Here is a 19,043-nt window from a genome sequence, read left to right on the forward strand (position 1 = left end):
TCAGCGCTGAGCGGCGGCGAGAGATTCCTGGGCGGCCGCCGTGATGTTGTCGGCAGTGAAGCCGAACTCGTGGAAGAGGACCTTGCCGTCGGCCGAAGCGCCGAAGTGCTCCAGCGAAACGATGCGGCCCGCGTCCCCGACGTAACGGTGCCAGGTCAGTCCGATCCCGGCCTCGACCGCCACCCGCGCGGTGACGGCCGGCGGCAGGACGCTGTCCCGGTACCCCTGGTCCTGCTCCTCGAACCACTCCACCGACGGCATGGACACCACCCGCGTCGGCACCCCCGCCGCCTGGAGCTGCTCACGCGCAGAGACGGCCAGGTGGACCTCGGAGCCGGTCGCGATCAGGATGACCTGAGGTCCGGTGCTCTGCCCGGCGGCGGTTTCGGCGTCGAAGAGGACGTAACCGCCCTTCGCCGTGCCCTCGTTGGGCTCGTACACCGGCACGCCCTGACGGGTCAGCGCCAGGCCGTGCGGGGCGCCCTTGCCGAACTCCTTGGTGTACCGGCGGAGAATCTCCCGCCAGGCGATGACCGTCTCGTTCGCATCCGCCGGACGCACCACGTTCAGGCCCGGGATGGCGCGCAGCGAGGCGAGGTGCTCGACGGGCTGGTGGGTGGGGCCGTCCTCGCCCAGGCCGATGGAGTCGTGCGTCCACACATACGTCACCGGCAGATGCATCAGCGCCGACAGGCGCACCGCGTTGCGCATGTAGTCGGAGAACACCAGGAACGTGCCGCCGTAGATGCGGGTGTGGCCGTGCAGGGCGATCCCGTTCATCTGAGCGGCCATCGCGTGCTCACGGATACCGAAGTGGATCGTGCGCCCGTAGGGGTCCGCCTCCGGCAGCGGGTTGCCGGCCGGGAGGAACGAGGACGTCTTGTCGATGGTGGTGTTGTTGGAGCCGGCGAGGTCGGCGGAGCCGCCCCACAGCTCCGGGATCACCGCGCCGAGCGCCTGCAGGACCTTGCCCGACGCGGCACGCGTGGCAACCCCCTTGCCCGGCTCGAACACCGGCAGCCGCTCCTCCCACCCCTCGGGCAGTTCACCGGAGCTGATCCGGTCGAACTCCGCCGCACGGCCGGGGTGGTTGGTGCGCCATTCCTGGAGCTGCTTCTCCCACTGGGCACGCACCTCACGGCCGCGTTCGCCCAGCTCGCGGGTGTGGGCGAGGACCTCGTCCGCGACCTCGAAGTGCCGTTCGGGATCGAAGCCCAGGACGCGCTTGGTGGCCGCGACCTCCTCCTCACCCAGAGCGGAGCCGTGCGCGGCCTCGGTGTTCTGCGCGTTCGGAGCGGGCCAGGCGATGATCGACCGCATCGCGATGAACGACGGCCGGTCCGTGACCGCCTTCGCCTCCTCGACCGCCGCGAACAGCGCGGCCACATCGAGGTCACCGTCCGGCTTCGGCTCCACCCGCTGCACATGCCAGCCATACGCCTCATACCGGCCCACGACGTCCTCGGACACGGCCGTCTCGGTGTCGCCCTCGATCGAGATGTGGTTGTCGTCCCACAGCAGGACCAGATTGCCCAGCCTCTGATGCCCGGCCAGCGAGGACGCCTCCGCGGAGATCCCCTCCTGCAGACACCCGTCCCCCGCCACCACAAAAACGTGGTGATCGAACGGCGACGCGCCCGGCGCGGCGTCCGGATCGAACAGGCCCCGCTCGTACCGGGCGGCCATCGCCATACCCACCGCGTTCGCCACCCCCTGCCCCAACGGGCCGGTCGTGGTCTCCACACCCGCCGTGTGCCCGTACTCCGGATGCCCCGGCGTCTTCGAACCCCACGTACGGAAGGCCTTCAGATCATCCAGCTCCAGCCCGAAACCGCCCAGGAACAACTGGGTGTACAGCGTCAGCGACGAGTGCCCCGCGGACAGCACGAACCGGTCACGGCCCGCCCACTGCGGATCAGCGGGATCATGCCGCATCACCTTCTGGAACAAGGTGTACGCGGCGGGCGCAAGGCTCATCGCCGTACCCGGATGGCCGTTACCGGCCCTCTGGACGGCATCGGCGGCCAAAACGCGGGCAGTATCGACGGCCCGCGTGTCCAACTCGGTCCACGCGAGATTTGTAGTGGTCGGCTTGGTGCTCACCCTGAGTCAGGGCTCCTCTCCACATGTTCATGCCGGTGTCTCGGCGGCACCGGCCGCTGTCGAGCCTACCCCCGGAAGAACGCGCATTTTTTCGAGTCATTCCAGAGTCATTCCACAGTCATTCCAGACTGCCGGGACCGTCCGGGATTCGCCTCCCGACCGGCGGATTCCGCATGTTGAGACCCATGGGTTCCGCAGTCGACACGTGAATACGGAGCACGACGTCTGAGCGCTCAATCGAGTGGCATTCGGCTCTTTGCGCGAATGGCGGCACACCCGTCGCGGAGGGTGCCGGTACCCTCCCCGCCCGCGGCCTCCCCAACACGACCCCACCCCCACGAAGGGCGCGGTTCGGGCAGCGGATACAGTTCCGTGAGTACGCGCGAGCCTTTACCGGCTGTTCACACCGGTGCTCGCTGGGATGTCTCTGTCAGGGGTGTACGTGACGGCCGTCGAATCCCGTCCACCGGGAGTGCTATCCGGGGCGAGCAGCACGGGCAGCAGCCGGGGTCAGCGGCCGTTCGGGGCCCGCGTCAAAGCGTTCGTGGCGCTGACCAAGCCGCGGATCATCGAGCTTCTGCTGATCACCACGGTGCCGGTGATGTTCCTGGCGGAACAGGGCGTGCCGGACCTGAAGCTGGTGCTGCTCACCTGCGTCGGCGGGTACCTGTCCGCGGGTGGCGCGAACGCCCTGAACATGTACATCGACCGGGACATCGACGCGCTGATGGACCGCACCTCGCAGCGGCCGCTGGTCACCGGCATGGTGAGCCCGCGCGAGTGCCTCGCCTTCGGTATCTCCCTCGCGGTCATCTCCACCCTGCTCTTCGGCCTGACCGTCAACTGGCTGTCGGCCTGGCTCGCGCTGGGCGCGCTCCTCTTCTACGTCGTCGTGTACACGATGATCCTGAAGCGCCGTACCTCGCAGAACATCGTGTGGGGCGGCATCGCCGGCTGCCTCCCGGTGCTGATCGGCTGGTCGTCCGTCACCAACTCCATGTCGTGGGCGCCGGTCATCCTCTTCCTGGTGATGTTCTTCTGGACGCCGCCGCACTACTGGCCGCTGTCCATGAAGGTGAAGGACGACTACGCGCGCGTGGGTGTGCCGATGCTTCCGGTCATCGCCTCCAACAAGGTGGTCGCCCGGCAGATCGTGATCTACAGCTGGGTGATGGTCGCGGTCTCGCTGCTGCTCACCCCGCTCGGTTACACGGGCTGGTTCTACACGGCGGTCGCGCTGGTGGCAGGCGGCGTGTGGCTGTGGGAGGCGCACGGTCTGATGAACCGCGCGAAGGACGAGGTGACGGGGGGCAAGCTCAAGGAGATGCGGCTGTTCCACTGGTCGATCACCTACGTGTCGATCCTGTTCGTGGCGGTGGCGGTGGATCCCTTCCTCCGGTGACACCCGGTTTGCCGCCGACGGGCGGGCTGCGTGGTCAAGGCCACGCAGCCCGCCCGTCGCCGTTTGTTCTACTCGTGGGTAGCATCCTGGCCATGGCAGACACACAGCAGGCCGACGAGGGCGCGGGCGCCAGGAAGTCCACGAAGGCCGAGCGCACGGCGGCCCGGCTCGCCAAGCAGATCGGCTCCTTCTCCAAGGCGCACGGCGGGGCCGAGGCGCAGGTCGCGTACATCGGCCGGCGCGGCGCCCGCATCGTGCTGGTCGGCGAGGACGGAGGCTGGGGCGACCTCGTGGCCCCCACGTACGCCATCGCCGAGCAGGCCGTGAAGAGGGCCGGGGTCACCGTGCACGAGAACTTCGACGGCGACTTCGCGGCCAAGGTGAAGACCGGCCCGTACGAGTGGACGCGGATGGCGGGCATCCAGCTGGGCGGCCCCAGCAACGGGTGAAACGCTTGTGGGTTGGAGTGCCCGCTTGCTCCCCATGCAGCGGATGCGAACATGCGTCCCGTTAGTCGCTGATCATGGCGACAAGGGCTGCGGGAGTGCCGTGACGGGGGGTAGCGTCACCGTGTCAGTCCGTGAGTCCTTTGAAGGCACGAACCGGCGAATGCCGGGGACACGGTTGTACGTGGCGTCGACCGGCTGTCGTCATCGGACGCTGTCCGATGTGGGTGTCTGTCACCGCACCCGCACCCTCTTTCCATCGGAGGGTGGATGCGACCCGTGACCGCCCTGTCGTAGGGGGCAGTCGGGAGCGCGACGAGGTGTGAATGGCCGAGTCGGCGAGCTCAGCTGTTCACGGCCGAGACGGTGACCCGTTAGGACCTGTGGGAGACACGGTCCACTCGCGGGGAGTCCGGATGATCGAAACGCCATGCCTGGTGGACCAGTACTGCCACGGCACCCTGCGGACGGAGCTGGGTCTCGGCACGTTCGAGGCGCAGCTCGCACGCGGTGAGGCCCTGCCCGCGCCCGGCACGACGTTCTTCGACACGCAGACCGGCTTCGCGGTACGCCGCTGGTGCCCGCCCCTGCTCGGCCTGGAGCCGCACTGCCCGCCCGCCCGCTACCTCGCCCGACGCCGTGAACTGGGCGTGCTGGAGGCCGGGCGGCGGCTGCTGCGGGGCAGCGGCGTCACCACGTACCTCGTCGACACGGGCCTGCCCGGCGATCTCACGGGGCCCGGCGAGATGGCCTCCGCGGGCGGGGCCGAGGCCCATGAGATCGTCCGCCTCGAACTCCTCGCCGAGCAGGTCGCCGACACCTCCGGCACGGTCGAGTCCTTTCTCACCAATCTCGCGGAGTCGGTGCACGGAGCCGCCGCGAACGCGGTCGCCTTCACCTCCCTGGCAGGCGCACGGCACGGTCTGGCGCTCGCGCCGGAGCCGCCGGGGCCCGGGGAGGTGCGGGGCGCGGCCGGGCGCTGGCTCGCGGACCGGCGGGTCGGCGGTGCGCTCACCGACCCGGTTCTGCTCCGTCACCTGCTGTGGGTCGCGGTCGCCTCCGGCCTGCCCCTCCAGCTCCACGCCGGCCTCGGAGATGCGGGCCCGCGCATCGACGGCGCGAACCCCGTCCTCCTCACCGACTTCGCCCGCGCCACCGCCGGACTGGGCACCGATCTGGTCCTGCTGCACGGCTACCCCTATCACCGCCACGCGGCCCACCTCGCCGGGGTCTTCCCCCACGTGTACGCCGACCTGGGCGCCGAGCTCGTCCGCACGGGGGCGCGCGCGGCAGCCGTCCTCGCCGAGGTCCTGGAACTGGCCCCCTTCGGCAAGCTCCTCTTCTCCAGCGGCGCCCGCGGCCTGCCCGAACTCCATGTGGTGGGCGCCCTGCTGTTCCGGGAGTCGCTGGCGCGGGTGCTGGGGACATGGGTGGCCGAGGGCTCGTGGTCGTCAGCGGACGCGCAGCGGGTGGCGGGACTGATCGCGGCGGGGAACGCCCGGCGGGTGTACGAACTGGAGAAGTGACCGGAACGGTGAAGTGACCGGAACGGTAAGGGGTGTTACGGGCGGGAGTGGCCGTCCGGACTGCACACTGCTCTCATGACCCGAAGAGACGCGACCGACCGCCTCCTCGACCGCTTCCTCACCGAACTGCGCGCCCTGGCCCCCGTAGCCGTATGGGCCCACGGTTCGCTCGGCGGGGGCGACTACCAGGAAGGCCGCAGCGACCTGGACCTGATCGCGGTCCTGGACGACCCGATCACGGCGAGAACCGTGTGGCGGGTGGCGCGACTGCACGCCCGCCTGCGCAACGAGCCGCTCGTCGACAAGCTGCACTGCACCTATCTGACCCCCGCGAGGGCGGCCGGTGCGGAGCGCCGGCACCTCACCTGGGCGCACGAGGAGCTGTTCAAGCGGACCGTCACCCCGGTGACCCGGCGCGAGCTGCACACCTTCGGGCTGGTCTTGCACGGCGAGTCGCCCGAGGGCCTGCTCCCGGCCGTGCCGGACAGTGAGCTGACCGCCTTTGTCGTACAGGACCAGAGGGAGTTCTGGCGCAAGGCTGTGGACAAGACCGACGCCTGGGCTCAGGACGTCTGGGTCGACCTCGGGCTCGTCACGTACGCCCGAGCCGCGGTGACCCTGAAGGACGGGCGGCTGATCACCAAGAAGGAGGCCCTCGACCTGCTGCCCGGCCTGGGCGCTCCCGTCGAGGTGGTCGAGGACGTCAGACGACGGCGGTACGAGAGCCGGGTGGCCGCGCCGGGCGAGGAGTGGACGGCCCGCAGGTCCAGGCTGACCAGGGAGTACCTCGGCCCGGCGATCGACGCTCTCGTACGGGACTACGCGTGACTCACGGGACTACGCGGTCCCCACGCGCGCGTGGGGACCGCTTCCGCACTCATGCGCGCGTGGGGACCGCTTCCGCCGACGCCCCCGGCATGTCCGCCATGACCTCCGGCCGCTCCCGCAGCGACAGCAGCACCCGCAGTGTGGCGATCCACACCAGGCAGGAGCCCAGCATGTGCGCGCCCACCAGGACCTCGGGCAGGTCGGTGAAGTACTGGACGTAGCCGATGACGCCCTGCGCGAGCAGGACCAGGAACAGGTCGCGGGTGCGGTCGAGCGGGTCCTTGGGGGCGGCGACCGCCTTGAGGACGAACCACAGGGCGAACGTCAGGGTGACCACGATCCACGCCAGGACGGCGTGCAGCCTGCTGACGTTCTCCCAGTCCAGCGGCATGCGCTCCACATCGCTGGAGTCGCCCGCGTGCGGGCCCGCCCCGGTCACGACGGTGCCGACGGCGATCAGCAGGACCGTCGCGACGACCATGACCCACACGAGCTGCTGCACGGCCTTGCCGACCAGCGGGCGCGGTGCCGTGTCGCTCTCGCGCGTGCGCTGCCACATGACGGTCGCGACCGTCATGAGGGCCGTGGAGAGCAGGAAGTGCGCGGCGACCGTGTACGGGTTGAGGCCGACCAGGACGACGATGCCGCCGAGGACCGCGTTGCCCATGACGACCCAGAACTGGGCCCAGCCCAGGCGCGTCAGGCTCCGCCGCCACGGCTTCTGCGAGCGGGCGGCGATGATCGCCCAGCCGACCGCGGCGCACAGCACGTATGTCAGCATGCGGTTGCCGAACTCGATGGCGCCGTGCATGCCCATCGCGCTGGTCGCGGTGATCGAGTCCTCGGTGCACTTGGGCCAGGTCGGGCAGCCGAGACCGGAGCCCGTCAGGCGGACGGCACCGCCGGTGACCACGATGACCACCGACATGACGAGCGCGGCGAGGGCCGCTCGCTGAACCGTACCGGGGGCCGGTGTCCAGCGTTCGGCGATGAAGGCGAGGGGGTTGCGCACGAAGGCTGTGGCGTCGGCGCGGGTCACTTTTGGCACGCGCCCCATGGTAGGCCGCCGCTTGTGCACGGTTTCACGAGGGGTGGCCCTCTTCCGCCCGGGGGCTCACTCCCAGCGGAAGAAGCGCGCCGCCGCGCCCAGTCCGAGCACCGCCCACACAGCCAGGATGCCGAGATCGCCCCACGGCATGCCGGCGCCGTGCTGGAGGACGCTCCGCAGGCCGTCCGACAGCGCCGAGATGGGGAGCAGCCCGAGGACGGTCCCGGCCGCCTCCGGGAACCTGTCCAGCGGCACGATCACGCCGCCGCCCACGAGCAGCAGCAGGAAGACCAGGTTCGCCGCCGCCAGCGTGGCCTCCGCCTTGAGCGTGCCCGCCATCAGCAGTCCGAGCCCGGAGAAGGCGGCCGTGCCGAGGACCAGGAGCAGGAGAACGGCGAGGGGGTTGCCGTGCGGTGACCAGCCCAGGGCGAAGGCGATCACCGTGAGGAGGACGACCTGGAGGATCTCCGTGACCAGTACCGAGAGCGTCTTGGCGGTCATCAGCCCCCAGCGGGGGAGCGGTGACGAGGCGAGCCGCTTCAGCACGCCGTAACGGCGCTCGAAACCGGTGGCGATGGCCTGGCCGGTAAACGCCGTCGACATCACGGCGAGCGCCAGTACTCCGGGCGCGAGGAAGTCGACGGCCTCACCGGAGCCCGTGTCGACGATGTCCACGGTGCTGAACAGAGCGAGCAGCAGCGTCGGGATCACGACCGTCAGGAGCAGCTGCTCTCCGTTGCGGAGCAGCATCCTCGTCTCCAGCGCCGCCTGCGCCCCGATCATCCGCGACAGCGGGGCCGCGCCCGGCTTCGGCGCGTACGTCTTCGCGGTACTCGTACGCGCGCTCTCACTCACGCTCATACGCGCAACTCCTTGCCAGTGAGCTCCAAAAAGACGTCTTCGAGGGTGTGCCGCTCCACCGAGATCTTTTCCGGCATCACCCCGTGCTGCGCGCACCACGAGGTGACCGTCGCCAGCAGTTGCGGATCGACCTTGCCGACGACGCGGTACGCGCCCGGGGTCAGCTCCGCCGCGGTGCAGTCCGCCGGGAGCGCCTTCAGCAGGGAGCCCACGTCGAGGCCGGGCCGTCCCGTGAAACGCAGGGTGTTCTCGGCACCGCCCCGGCACAGCTCCTCGGGGGAGCCCTGGGCTATGACGCGGCCGGCGTCGATGATCGCGACGTCGTCGGCGAGCTGCTCGGCCTCGTCCATGTAGTGGGTGGTCAGGATGACCGAGACGCCGTCCGCGCGCAGGTCGCGCACCAGGTCCCAGGTCGCCCGGCGGGCCTGCGGGTCGAGACCGGCGGTCGGCTCGTCGAGGAAGACCAGTTCGGGGCGGCCCACCACGGCCATGGCGAGGGCGAGACGCTGCTGCTGGCCGCCGGAGAGACGGCGGTACGTGGTGCGGCCACAGGAGCCGAGGCCCAGCCGTTCGATCAGCGCGTCCACGTCCAGGGGGTGGGCGTGGAGCTTCGCCACGTGGCGCAGCATCTCGTCGGCCCGCGCGCCCGAGTAGACGCCGCCGGACTGGAGCATGACACCGATGCGCGGGCGCAGGTCACCGGCCTGTCGTACGGGGTCGAGGCCCAGCACGTGGACCGTCCCCGCGTCCGGTTTCCGGTATCCCTCGCAGGTCTCGACCGTGGTCGTCTTGCCTGCCCCGTTGGGGCCGAGCACGGCGGTGACGCCCGCTCTGGCCACCAGGTCGAGGCCGTCCACCGCGGTCTTCCCGCCGTACCGCTTCACCAGGGAACGGACCTGGACCACGGGCTCACTCTGCATGGGCGCCAAGTCTAGGGACGCGATCGGGGCGCCTGGCGGGCGGGGGCGAAGACGCCGCCCTCACGGGGAGGTGGGAGACGGTGCCTGCATGGTCCGGCAGGCCCCCGCAAGAACCCTGGTTGCATCACCGACTTGATCGATCAGAGATCGTTCGCGCAGGTCAGCTCTGGTGCCGGCTCGGGTGGTGGCTTAGGTATGCCTAAGTGATGTACGGCACCGTCGAGCGGTCCGGACGTGGCTTGCCCCGCTCTCGGGAATTACGCAACAATGGCGTTGTGAAAAACGTCGGCGAGGCTCGGGGGACCGCAAAGGGTGCCCCTCAGGAAGAGCTCGCGGCTGGGTTGCGCTCGGACCGCTCCACGCGCAACCGGGTCGCGCGGTCCATCCTGGACCACGGCCCGTCGACCGTCGCCGCGCTCGCCGAAAGGCTGGGACTCACGCAGGCGGCCGTGCGGCGCCACCTTGACGCGCTGGTCTCCGACGACGTTGTGGAAGCCCGTGAGCAGCGGGTCTACGGCGCACGGACACGCGGCCGGCCCGCCAAGGTGTTCGCCCTGACCGACTGCGGCCGGGACGCCTTCGACCAGTCCTACGACAAGCTCGCCGCGGACGCCCTCCGGTGGATCGCCGAGCGCGAGGGCGGCCAGGAAGCGGTCGCCGCCTTCGCCCGCGCCCGCCTCGCCGCACAGGCCGGGGCGTACCGCGAGGCGATCGAGGCCGTCGCCCCCGAGGAGCGCACCGAAGCCCTGGCCAAGGCCTTGAGCGTGGACGGGTACGCTGCCACTGCGCGCAGCGCACCGGTCGGAGAGCAGCTCTGCCAGCACCACTGCCCGGTCGCCCACGTCGCCGAACAGTTCCCGCAGCTCTGCGAGGCGGAGACCGAGGTCTTCTCCCAGCTGCTCGGCACACATGTCCAGCGGCTGGCGACCATCGCGCACGGCGACGGCGTCTGCACGACGTTCATCCCCAAAGCTGCACACGCCGCACAGGCGTCGCAGATTTCCCAGAACGACCAGCAAGACCACACCGCATCTGCAAGCACGGCCGGGAGGAACCCCGCATGACTCTCCCCACGGAGACTGCCCACCCTGAGCTCGAGGGCCTGGGCAAGTACGAATACGGCTGGGCCGACTCCGACGAAGCCGGTGCCGCAGCGAAGCGCGGCCTGAACGAAGCGGTCGTCCGTGACATCTCCGGCAAGAAGTCGGAGCCGGAGTGGATGACCAAGCTGCGCCTCAAGGGCCTGAAGCTCTTCGAGAAGAAGCCCATGCCGAACTGGGGCTCGGACCTGTCGGGCATCGACTTCGACAACATCAAGTACTTCGTGCGCTCCACGGAGAAGCAGGCGGAGTCCTGGGAGGACCTGCCCGAGGACATCAAGAACACGTACGACAAGCTCGGCATCCCCGAGGCGGAGAAGCAGCGCCTCGTGGCCGGTGTCGCCGCCCAGTACGAGTCGGAGGTCGTCTACCACCAGATCCGCGAGGACCTGGAGGAGCAGGGCGTCATCTTCCTCGACACCGACACCGCGCTGAAGGAGCACCCGGAGCTCTTCAAGGAGTACTTCGGGACCGTCATCCCGGTCGGCGACAACAAGTTCGCCTCGCTGAACACCGCGGTGTGGTCCGGCGGCTCCTTCATCTACGTGCCGAAGGGCGTGCACGTGGAGATCCCGCTCCAGGCCTACTTCCGCATCAACACGGAGAACATGGGCCAGTTCGAGCGGACCCTGATCATCGTCGACGAGGGTGCCTACGTGCACTACGTCGAGGGCTGCACCGCCCCGATCTACAAGAGCGACTCCCTGCACAGCGCGGTCGTCGAGATCATCGTCAAGAAGAACGCCCGCTGCCGCTACACGACCATCCAGAACTGGTCGAACAACGTCTACAACCTGGTCACCAAGCGCGCCGTCGCCTACGAGGGCGCCACCATGGAGTGGATCGACGGCAACATCGGCTCCAAGGTGACGATGAAGTACCCTGCCGTCTACCTGATGGGCGAGCACGCCAAGGGCGAGACCCTCTCCATCGCCTTCGCGGGCGAGGGCCAGCACCAGGACGCGGGCGCCAAGATGGTCCACATGGCGCCGAACACGTCGTCCAACATCGTCTCGAAGTCGGTGGCGCGCGGCGGTGGCCGTACGTCGTACCGCGGTCTGATCGAGATCGGCGAGGGCGCCCCGGGCGCGAAGTCCAACGTGCTCTGTGACGCCCTGCTCGTCGACACCATCTCCCGCTCGGACACCTACCCGTACGTGGACGTCCGCGAGGACGACGTGTCCATGGGCCACGAGGCGACCGTCTCCAAGGTCTCCGAGGACCAGCTCTTCTACCTGATGAGCCGAGGCCTCAGCGAGTTCGAGGCGATGGCGATGATCGTGCGCGGCTTCGTCGAGCCGATCGCCAAGGAACTGCCGATGGAGTACGCACTGGAGCTCAACCGGCTGATCGAGCTGCAGATGGAGGGCTCGGTCGGTTAGTCACCGGCCACGGTCGGCGAGCGCCGGCCGCCCTTCCCATCAAGCCCCATACGTAGGAAAGAGAGCACAACGACAGCCATGGCTGAGGCCCAGAACATCCCGGTGGGCTCCACCACCGCCGGCTCGATCGCTGTTGCGGCCGAGTCGACCGTAGCCACGCGCATGAGCGCGCCCCCCTCCTACAACGTGGCGGACTTCCCGGTCCCGCACGGCCGCGAGGAGGAGTGGCGGTTCACCCCGCTGGAGCGCCTGCGCGGCCTGCACGACGGCACCGCGGTGGTGGACGGTACCGGTGTGAAGGTGGACGTCCAGGCCCCCGAGGGCGTCATCGTCGAGACCGTCGGCCGCGACGACGCGCGGATCGGCAAGGCGGGCACCCCGGTGGACCGCGTCGCCGCCCAGGCGTACTCGGCGTTCGAGAAGGCCGGCGTGGTCACGGTCCCCAAGGAGACGGTGCTCACCGAGCCGATCCGTATTGCCGTGCACGGCGAGGGCGGGGTCGCCTACGGCCACCAGGTCATCGAGCTGGGCGCCTTCGCCGAGGCCGTCGTCGTCATCGACCACAGCGGCGACGCCGTGCTCGCCGCCAACGTCGACTACCTCCTGGGCGACGGCGCCAAGCTGACCGTCGTCTCGGTCCAGGACTGGGACGACAAGGCCGTGCACGTCGGCCAGCACAACGCCCTCGTCGGCCGGGACGCGTCCTTCAAGTCCGTGGTCGTCACCTTCGGCGGCGACGTCGTACGCCTCCACCCGCGCGTGTCGTACGCGGGCCCCGGAGGCGAGGCCGAGCTCTACGGCCTGTACTTCACCGACGCCGGCCAGCACCAGGAGCACCGCCTCCTGGTCGACCACAACACCCCGCACTGCAAGTCCAACGTCGCCTACAAGGGCGCGCTCCAGGGCGACAACGCGCACGCGGTGTGGATCGGTGACGTGCTGATCGAGGCCAGGGCCGAGGGCACGGACACCTACGAGATGAACCGCAACCTGGTGCTGACCGACGGCGCCCGTGTCGACTCCGTGCCGAACCTGGAGATCGAGACCGGCGAGATCGTCGGCGCCGGCCACGCCTCGGCGACCGGCCGCTTCGACGACGAGCAGCTCTTCTACCTGATGGCCCGCGGTATCCCGGAGCACGAGGCCCGCCGCCTCGTCGTCCGCGGCTTCTTCGCCGAGCTGGTCCAGCAGATCGGCGTCGAGGACATCGAGGAGCGCCTCATCGCCAAGATCGAAGAGGAGCTGGAGGCGTCGGTCGCATGACTGCCTCGTCCACGTTCCTGCGCGCCTGCGGGCTGAGCGAGCTGGAGGAGGACACCCCGAAGCGGGTGGAACTCGACGGCACGCCCATCTCGGTCGTCCAGACCGAGGGCGAGGTCTTCGCGATCTACGACATCTGCTCGCACGCCAACGTCTCGCTCTCCGAGGGCGAGGTGGAGGACTGCCAGATCGAGTGCTGGCTGCACGGCTCCAGCTTCGACCTGCGCACCGGCAAGCCGTCCGGCCTTCCCGCGACGCGCCCCGTCCCCGTATACCCCGTAAAGATCGAAGGGGACGACGTGCTCGTCTCCCTCACCCAGGAGTCCTGAGGCACCCATGGCAACGCTTGAAATCCGAGACCTGCACGTCACCGTCGAGGCCGACAACGCCACGAAGGAGATCCTCAAGGGCGTCGACCTCACCGTGAAGCAGGGCGAGACGCACGCCATCATGGGCCCCAACGGCTCGGGCAAGTCGACCCTCGCCTACTCGCTGGCGGGTCACCCCAAGTACACGATCACCAGCGGCACCGTGCTGCTCGACGGCGAGGACGTCCTGGAGATGTCCGTCGACGAGCGCGCCCGCGCGGGCCTGTTCCTGGCGATGCAGTACCCGGTCGAGGTTCCCGGCGTCTCGGTCTCCAACTTCCTGCGCACCTCCGCCACCGCCATCCGCGGCGAGGCCCCCAAGCTGCGCACCTGGGTGAAGGAGGTCAAGGAGGCCATGGAGCGCCTCAGCATCGACCCGTCCTTCGCCGAGCGCAATGTGAACGAGGGCTTCTCCGGCGGTGAGAAGAAGCGCCACGAGATCCTCCAGCTGGAGCTGCTCAAGCCGAAGGTCGCGATCCTCGACGAGACGGACTCCGGTCTGGACGTCGACGCGCTGCGCGTGGTGTCGGAGGGCGTGAACCGCGTCCGCGAGAGCGGCGAGGTCGGCACCCTGCTGATCACCCACTACACGCGCATCCTGCGCTACATCAAGCCCGACCAGGTCCACGTGTTCGCCGCCGGCCGGATCGCCGAGTCCGGTGGCCCCGAGCTCGCGGACAAGCTGGAGAACGAGGGCTACGAGGCATACGTGAAGGGTGGCGCATCCGCGTGACACAGTTGCCGGGCCTCCTCGACACCGAGGCGATCCGCAAGGACTTCCCCATCCTGGACCGGCAGGTCCACGACGGCAGGAAGCTCGTGTACCTGGACAACGCGGCGACCTCGCAGAAGCCGCGCCAGGTACTGGACGCCCTGAGCGAGTACTACGAGCGCTACAACGCCAACGTCCACCGCGGTGTGCATGTGCTCGCCGAGGAGGCCACGGCGCTGTACGAAGGCGCGCGGGACAAGGTCGCCGCGTTCATCAACGCGCCCAGCCGCGACGAGGTGATCTTCACCAAGAACGCCTCCGAGTCGCTGAACCTCGTGGCGAACATGCTGGGCTGGGCCGACGAGCCCTACCGCGTGGACGCCGAGACCGAGATCGTCATCACGGAGATGGAGCACCACTCCAACATCGTGCCGTGGCAGCTGCTGTCGCAGCGCACGGGAGCGAAGCTGAAGTGGTTCGGCCTCACGGACGAGGGCCGTCTCGACCTGTCGAACATCGACGAGATCATCACGGAGAAGACGAAGATCGTCTCCTTCGTGCTGGTGTCGAACATCCTGGGGACGGTCAACCCGGTCGAGGCGATAGTCCGCCGGGCGCAGGAGGTCGGGGCCCTGGTCCTGATCGACGCCTCGCAGGCCGCACCGCACATGCCGCTGGACGTACAGGCCCTCCAAGCCGACTTCGTGGCCTTCACCGGCCACAAGATGTGCGGCCCGACCGGCATCGGCGTGCTCTGGGGCCGCCAGGAACTGCTGGAGGACCTCCCTCCGTTCCTCGGCGGCGGCGAGATGATCGAGACGGTGTCGATGCACTCGTCGACGTACGCACCGGCTCCGCACAAGTTCGAGGCGGGCACCCCGCCGATCGCGCAGGCGGTCGGCCTGGGCGCGGCGATCGACTATCTGTCGTCGATCGGCATGGACAAGATCCTCGCCCACGAGCACGCGCTCACCGAGTACGCGGTGAAGAAGCTGGGCGAGGTCCCCGGCCTGCGCATCATCGGCCCGGCCACGGCCGAGGACCGGGGCGCGGCGATCTCCTTCACGCTCGGTGACATCCACCCGCACGACGTGGGCCAGGTCCTCGACGAGCAGGGCATCGCGGTCCGGGTCGGCCACCACTGCGCCCGCCCCGTCTGCCTGCGGTACGGAATTCCTGCGACCACGCGAGCGTCGTTCTATCTGTACTCCACGCCGGCCGAGATCGACGCTCTGGTCGACGGACTGGAGCACGTACGGAACTTCTTCGGCTGAAGGGCGTGCTGAAACCGTGAAGCTGGACTCCATGTACCAGGACGTCATCCTGGACCACTACAAGCACCCTCACGGGCGTGGTCTTCGGGATGGCGACGCCGAGGTGCACCACGTGAACCCGACGTGCGGCGACGAGATCACCCTTCGTGTGAGGTACGACGGCACGACGATCAAGGACGTCTCGTACGAGGGCCAGGGCTGCTCCATCAGCCAGGCCTCGGCCTCCGTGCTGAACGACCTTCTCGTGGGCAAGGAGCTGGCCGAGGCACAGAAGATCCAGGAGACCTTCCTGGAGCTGATGCAGTCCAAGGGCCGTATCGAGCCCGACGACGAGATGGAGGAGACCCTGGAGGACGCGGTCGCGTTCGCCGGAGTCTCCAAGTACCCGGCCCGAGTCAAGTGCGCCCTCCTCAGCTGGATGGCGTGGAAGGACGCGACGGCCCAGGCCCTGGGCGGAGCCGACGCCGAAAGGAAGACGGCATGAGTGACACCGTGGAGATGAAGCCGGCCTCGGAGGAGGAGCTCCGTGAGGCCCTGATGGACGTGGTCGACCCCGAACTGGGCATCGACGTCGTCAACCTCGGCCTCATCTACGGCATCCACGTCGACGACGCCAACATCGCGACCGTCGACATGACCCTGACCTCCGCGGCCTGCCCGCTGACGGACGTCATCGAGGACCAGGCCAAGTCCGCCACGGACGGCCTCGTCAGCGAACTGCGCATCAACTGGGTCTGGATGCCCCCGTGGGGCCCCGACAAGATCACGGACGACGGCCGGGAGCAGCTCCGCGCGCTCGGGTTCAACGTCTGAGAGCACCCGCTCATCACATGTGTGACTGTGGCCCCCGGCGTATTGCCGGGGGCCACAGTCGTCACCGTCATCTACGGGGCGTCAGCTGTTCACGGGGGAGGGGCTCAGGCCAGCCCGTCCACCAGTCGGAACGCCGTGTCCGACCAGTACAGCCGGCTGTTCTCCATCGGGTCGAGACGGAGGACGAAGTCCCTGTGGCGGAGGAAGCGGCCGGGGTAGTTGACGGACTCCAGCATGATCGCGTCCGAGTTGAAGGAGCGGCGGGGGCAGAACGTGGCGTCCTGCTTGAAGAGCTTCGAGCCGTCGTTGCGGTCGACGCGGAGGCGGAAGTTCTGGTGGCGCGCGTAGCGGCCGTCCTCCATGCGGAACGAGTAGCAGGAGGAGTCCGAGAGGCCGGAGACGACCTGGAAGGTGGAGTCCTCCCTGGCCTCGCCGCCGCTGCGGGAGCTCACCCGGTCCAGCTGGATCACTCCGCTCCTCAGGTGCCAGTAGCGGTCCGGGTAGTTGACGGCCCGTATGGACTTCCACGACGAGGTCGAGGGCTGGGAGGAGGACGGCGGCTTCTTGCTGGGGCTCGTCGACTTCGACGGCTCCGGCTCCGGCTCGGGTTCGGGCTTCGCGCCGCCCTGTTGGGAATCGGACGAGGCCTCGCTCTTCGACGCGGTGGGCTGCGGGGAGGACAGACCACTCTTGCCGACCGGAGCGGCGGGGGCGACGGTGGGCACGATCGCCTCCTCGGCCCCCGTCGTGCGGGCCGTGCGCTCCCGAGCGGAGTTCTCGGTAGGCGGTTCCTGCAGGGCCAACGCGGTCACGCTGCCTAACAGGACCGCCACGGCGAGTGCGCCGGCCGCCCAGAGCCGACGTGTGCCCGGAACCCGGGTCTGATCCGGTGATTCACCGGTTTCCCACACCTTCGGGGGCGAGTTCCAGAGCACGGGGAGGTTTTCCGGAGTGAATCCGGGTTTTTCATCTGGCATGCGCGGTTCCCTCAGCGTCGCCACAGGCGTACGCGAAATCGTCGTCCGGAGTCGTCAGACGTCCGGTATCGGCACAGGAGGAAAGGGGGTCACCGACACGCGGAACGGCTGTGGCCGCGACTACCGGGTGCGTGACCGGTGAAACAGTAGTGGAACTCGTGGGTAGCAGGCAGCCCTTTCAGAGAGCGGTTTCTCGGCGAATCCCGGGCTCCCTGATGCGAGTTGAGGCTTTGCGTCACATTCACATCCCTTTCCCGGGGCGCTCCTGGCTCCGGCTCACCGCCTGACGTGATGACGTCAGCGGGCAACGTGACCAACTTGAGACGCGGTTCCACGAACGTGTGCGTGTTGCGCTCGCGGGGCCGATGTCGGTGGTGGGCGCGAGATGTTCGGTCGGCGTACACCCGCGATATGTACGGTCGTACGCATCGATCCGTACACTCGCCCTCATGGGATACGTACTGCTCGCCGGAGCCATCGCTGCCGAGGTGGCCGCCACGACCGCCATGAAGTACAGCGACGGTTTCAGCAGGCTGTGGCCCTCGCTGCTCACCCTCCTCGGGTACGCCGTGTCCTTCGTGCTGCTCGCGCAGACCCTGAAGACCATGTCCATCGGCACGGCGTACGCGATCTGGTCCGGAGTCGGCACCGCGACCATCGCCCTGATCGGGTTGGCGCTCTTCGGGGAAGGCCTGGGAATCGCCAAGGTCGCCGGGCTCGCGCTGATCATCGGGGGAGTGGTCGTGCTGAACCTGGGAGGCGCGCACTGATGCCCCGCCGCTACGACCCTGAGCGACGCCAGCGGATCATCGACGCCGCGATCCGGGTCGTGGGTGCGCGCGGCCTCGCCGGACTGAGTCACCGTACGGTGGCCGTGGAGGCGGACGTGCCGCTCGGCTCGACGACGTATCACTTCAAGACCCTCGACGAACTGATGGTCGCCGCGTTGCGTCAGGCCAACGAGGATTTCGCCAAGGTCGTCGCCGCGCGCGGCGCGCTGGAGGACCCTCGGACCGATCTTGCCGGTGAGCTCGCGGCGCTGACCGGGGAGTGGCTCGCGGGGGACCGTACGGGCGTGGAGCTGGAGTACGAGCTCTATCTCGCGGCCCTGCGCCGTCCCGCTCTGCGGCCCGTCGCGGCCGAGTGGGCCCAGGGCTTCGCCGAGCTCATCGCCCGCCGTACGGACCCGGTCACGGCCCGGGCCCTGGTTGCCCTGATCGATGGGATCTGTCTGCAGGTGTTGCTGACGGGGGTGCCGTATGACGAGGAGTACGCGCGGGAGATGTTGGGGCGTGTGATGCGGTGATGTGGTGGCCGGTACGGGTGTGCGTGCGGGGCGCTGGGGGTTTTCTCGCCCCCGCCGCCCCTACCCGTCCCATCCCCAGGGGCTCCGCCCCTTCGACCCAGGCCGAGGGGGCTGCGCCCCTGGACCCCCGGTTTCGGGGCTGCGCCCCGGACCAGTGCCTCAGGGCTCCGCCCCCGGCCCCCTCTTCGGGGCTCTGCCCCGGACCCCGTTCGGGGGCCGGCCCCCGGACCCCCGCTCCTCAAACGCCGGAGGGGCTGGAGTGTGCGGGCGGCCCTGGATTGTGCGGGCGGCTGGAATGTGCGGGCGGGCTCGAATGCGCAGGGCGGGACTGGAATATGCGGGCGGGCTGGAATGCACAGGGTGGGGCTGGGTTTTTGCCGGTCGGGGCCGGGGGTTTGCCAGCCAGGGCCAGGACCTTCCGGCCGGGGGCTGGGGCCCTCCGGCCGAGGCTCCGGACCCTCCGGCCGGGGACTGGGACCCTCCGGCTGATGGCTGGGGCCCTCCGGCTGGGGATTTCCAGCCGAGGCCAGGCACCACCCAGCCCGTCCGGCGTTTGAGGACGAGGCCGTTCAGGCCGACAAGCGGGGGTCTGGGGGCGGCAGCCCCCAGAGAAGGGACGGGAATGGGTAGGGGCGGCGGGGGCGAGAAAACCCGGGCGCGCGCCACGCCCCACCCGCACCTGCGACCGGCACATGAGACGCCCCTCCCACCGGTTCG

General features: G+C 69.2%; 19 protein-coding genes. 14 read left to right on the forward strand and 5 right to left on the reverse strand.

The genetic code is table 11. The annotated features are described in order from the left end of the window. Positions 1 to 2,103, reverse strand: coding sequence for a transketolase (gene tkt / locus E0500_RS33475; protein ID WP_181587317.1), 2,103 nt, complete (start codon positions 2,101 to 2,103; stop codon positions 1 to 3). A gap of 436 nt (positions 2,104 to 2,539) precedes the next feature. Between tkt and E0500_RS33480 the strand changes: the two genes are divergently transcribed. The 4 genes from E0500_RS33480 to E0500_RS33495 all read left to right on the forward strand — a co-directional run bounded on the left by E0500_RS33480 (position 2,540) and on the right by E0500_RS33495 (position 6,305). Further along, positions 2,540 to 3,505, forward strand: a complete 966-nt coding sequence (locus E0500_RS33480; protein ID WP_165935161.1) for a heme o synthase — start codon at positions 2,540 to 2,542, stop codon at positions 3,503 to 3,505. A gap of 92 nt (positions 3,506 to 3,597) precedes the next feature. Further along, positions 3,598 to 3,954, forward strand: coding sequence for a hypothetical protein (locus tag E0500_RS33485; protein WP_131569165.1), 357 nt, complete (start codon positions 3,598 to 3,600; stop codon positions 3,952 to 3,954). A gap of 413 nt (positions 3,955 to 4,367) precedes the next feature. Next, positions 4,368 to 5,477, forward strand: a complete 1,110-nt coding sequence (locus tag E0500_RS33490) for an amidohydrolase family protein (protein ID WP_131569163.1) — start codon at positions 4,368 to 4,370, stop codon at positions 5,475 to 5,477. Between the two features lie 75 nt (positions 5,478 to 5,552). After that, positions 5,553 to 6,305: a nucleotidyltransferase domain-containing protein gene (locus E0500_RS33495; RefSeq protein ID WP_131569161.1), complete on the forward strand. Its 753-nt coding sequence runs from the start codon at positions 5,553 to 5,555 to the stop codon at positions 6,303 to 6,305. A gap of 49 nt (positions 6,306 to 6,354) precedes the next feature. On the opposite strand, the gene E0500_RS33500 is transcribed toward E0500_RS33495, so the two are convergent. The 3 genes from E0500_RS33500 to E0500_RS33510 are packed head-to-tail and all read right to left on the reverse strand — an operon-like array spanning position 6,355 to position 9,134. Continuing rightward, positions 6,355 to 7,362 (reverse strand): heme A synthase, encoded by a 1,008-nt coding sequence (locus tag E0500_RS33500; protein ID WP_131569159.1) that lies wholly within the window; start codon positions 7,360 to 7,362, stop codon positions 6,355 to 6,357. Positions 7,363 to 7,419: 57 nt separating this feature from the next. Beyond that, positions 7,420 to 8,214 carry an ABC transporter permease gene (locus E0500_RS33505; protein WP_131569157.1) on the reverse strand — a complete coding sequence of 265 codons (795 nt, stop codon included), beginning with the start codon at positions 8,212 to 8,214 and terminating at the stop codon, positions 7,420 to 7,422. Further along, positions 8,211 to 9,134, reverse strand: coding sequence for an ABC transporter ATP-binding protein (locus E0500_RS33510; protein ID WP_131569156.1), 924 nt, complete (start codon positions 9,132 to 9,134; stop codon positions 8,211 to 8,213). Before E0500_RS33510 ends, E0500_RS33505 begins: the two co-directional genes overlap by 4 nt. A 275-nt stretch (positions 9,135 to 9,409) precedes the next feature. Here E0500_RS33510 and E0500_RS33515 point away from each other — a divergent pair, with 275 nt between their 5' ends. From E0500_RS33515 to E0500_RS33550, 8 genes are all read left to right on the forward strand, one after another. Next, the gene (locus tag E0500_RS33515; RefSeq protein WP_131569154.1) at positions 9,410 to 10,198 is read left to right on the forward strand and encodes a winged helix-turn-helix transcriptional regulator; all 789 of its coding nucleotides are present in this window, start codon (positions 9,410 to 9,412) and stop codon (positions 10,196 to 10,198) included. After that, positions 10,195 to 11,616 carry a Fe-S cluster assembly protein SufB gene (sufB, locus tag E0500_RS33520; protein ID WP_131569152.1) on the forward strand — a complete coding sequence of 474 codons (1,422 nt, stop codon included), beginning with the start codon at positions 10,195 to 10,197 and terminating at the stop codon, positions 11,614 to 11,616. The genes E0500_RS33515 and sufB overlap by 4 nt, the downstream gene beginning before the upstream one ends. 78 nt (positions 11,617 to 11,694) lie before the next feature. Next, positions 11,695 to 12,879 (forward strand): Fe-S cluster assembly protein SufD, encoded by a 1,185-nt coding sequence (gene sufD, locus E0500_RS33525; RefSeq protein WP_131569150.1) that lies wholly within the window; start codon positions 11,695 to 11,697, stop codon positions 12,877 to 12,879. Then, the gene (locus E0500_RS33530; RefSeq protein WP_131569148.1) at positions 12,876 to 13,205 is read left to right on the forward strand and encodes a non-heme iron oxygenase ferredoxin subunit; all 330 of its coding nucleotides are present in this window, start codon (positions 12,876 to 12,878) and stop codon (positions 13,203 to 13,205) included. Before sufD ends, E0500_RS33530 begins: the two co-directional genes overlap by 4 nt. A 7-nt stretch (positions 13,206 to 13,212) precedes the next feature. Then, positions 13,213 to 13,977, forward strand: a complete 765-nt coding sequence (gene sufC / locus E0500_RS33535; protein WP_131569146.1) for a Fe-S cluster assembly ATPase SufC — start codon at positions 13,213 to 13,215, stop codon at positions 13,975 to 13,977. Beyond that, complete coding sequence (locus E0500_RS33540) at positions 13,974 to 15,230, forward strand: cysteine desulfurase (RefSeq protein WP_131569144.1); 1,257 nt, start codon at positions 13,974 to 13,976, stop codon at positions 15,228 to 15,230. Before sufC ends, E0500_RS33540 begins: the two co-directional genes overlap by 4 nt. 16 nt (positions 15,231 to 15,246) lie before the next feature. Then, entirely contained in the window at positions 15,247 to 15,714 is a 468-nt protein-coding gene (gene sufU / locus E0500_RS33545; protein WP_131569142.1) for a Fe-S cluster assembly sulfur transfer protein SufU, read from the forward strand. After that, on the forward strand, positions 15,711 to 16,043 hold the full coding sequence (locus tag E0500_RS33550; protein ID WP_131569140.1) for a metal-sulfur cluster assembly factor: 333 nt from the start codon (positions 15,711 to 15,713) through the stop codon (positions 16,041 to 16,043). Before sufU ends, E0500_RS33550 begins: the two co-directional genes overlap by 4 nt. 104 nt (positions 16,044 to 16,147) lie before the next feature. Here the strand turns inward: E0500_RS33550 and E0500_RS33555 are convergent, their stop codons facing one another. Beyond that, positions 16,148 to 16,855: an AbfB domain-containing protein gene (locus E0500_RS33555; RefSeq protein WP_309505268.1), complete on the reverse strand. Its 708-nt coding sequence runs from the start codon at positions 16,853 to 16,855 to the stop codon at positions 16,148 to 16,150. Between the two features lie 614 nt (positions 16,856 to 17,469). On the opposite strand from E0500_RS33555, the gene E0500_RS33560 reads away from it, so the two are divergent. Then, positions 17,470 to 17,790: a multidrug efflux SMR transporter gene (locus E0500_RS33560; RefSeq protein ID WP_131569136.1), complete on the forward strand. Its 321-nt coding sequence runs from the start codon at positions 17,470 to 17,472 to the stop codon at positions 17,788 to 17,790. Further along, positions 17,790 to 18,326, forward strand: coding sequence for a TetR/AcrR family transcriptional regulator (locus E0500_RS33565; protein WP_131569134.1), 537 nt, complete (start codon positions 17,790 to 17,792; stop codon positions 18,324 to 18,326). Before E0500_RS33560 ends, E0500_RS33565 begins: the two co-directional genes overlap by 1 nt. Positions 18,327 to 19,043 lie beyond the last annotated feature (717 nt).

It is taken from the genome of Streptomyces sp. KM273126 (assembly GCF_004337435.2).
Lineage (GTDB): Bacteria > Actinomycetota > Actinomycetes > Streptomycetales > Streptomycetaceae > Streptomyces > Streptomyces acidicola.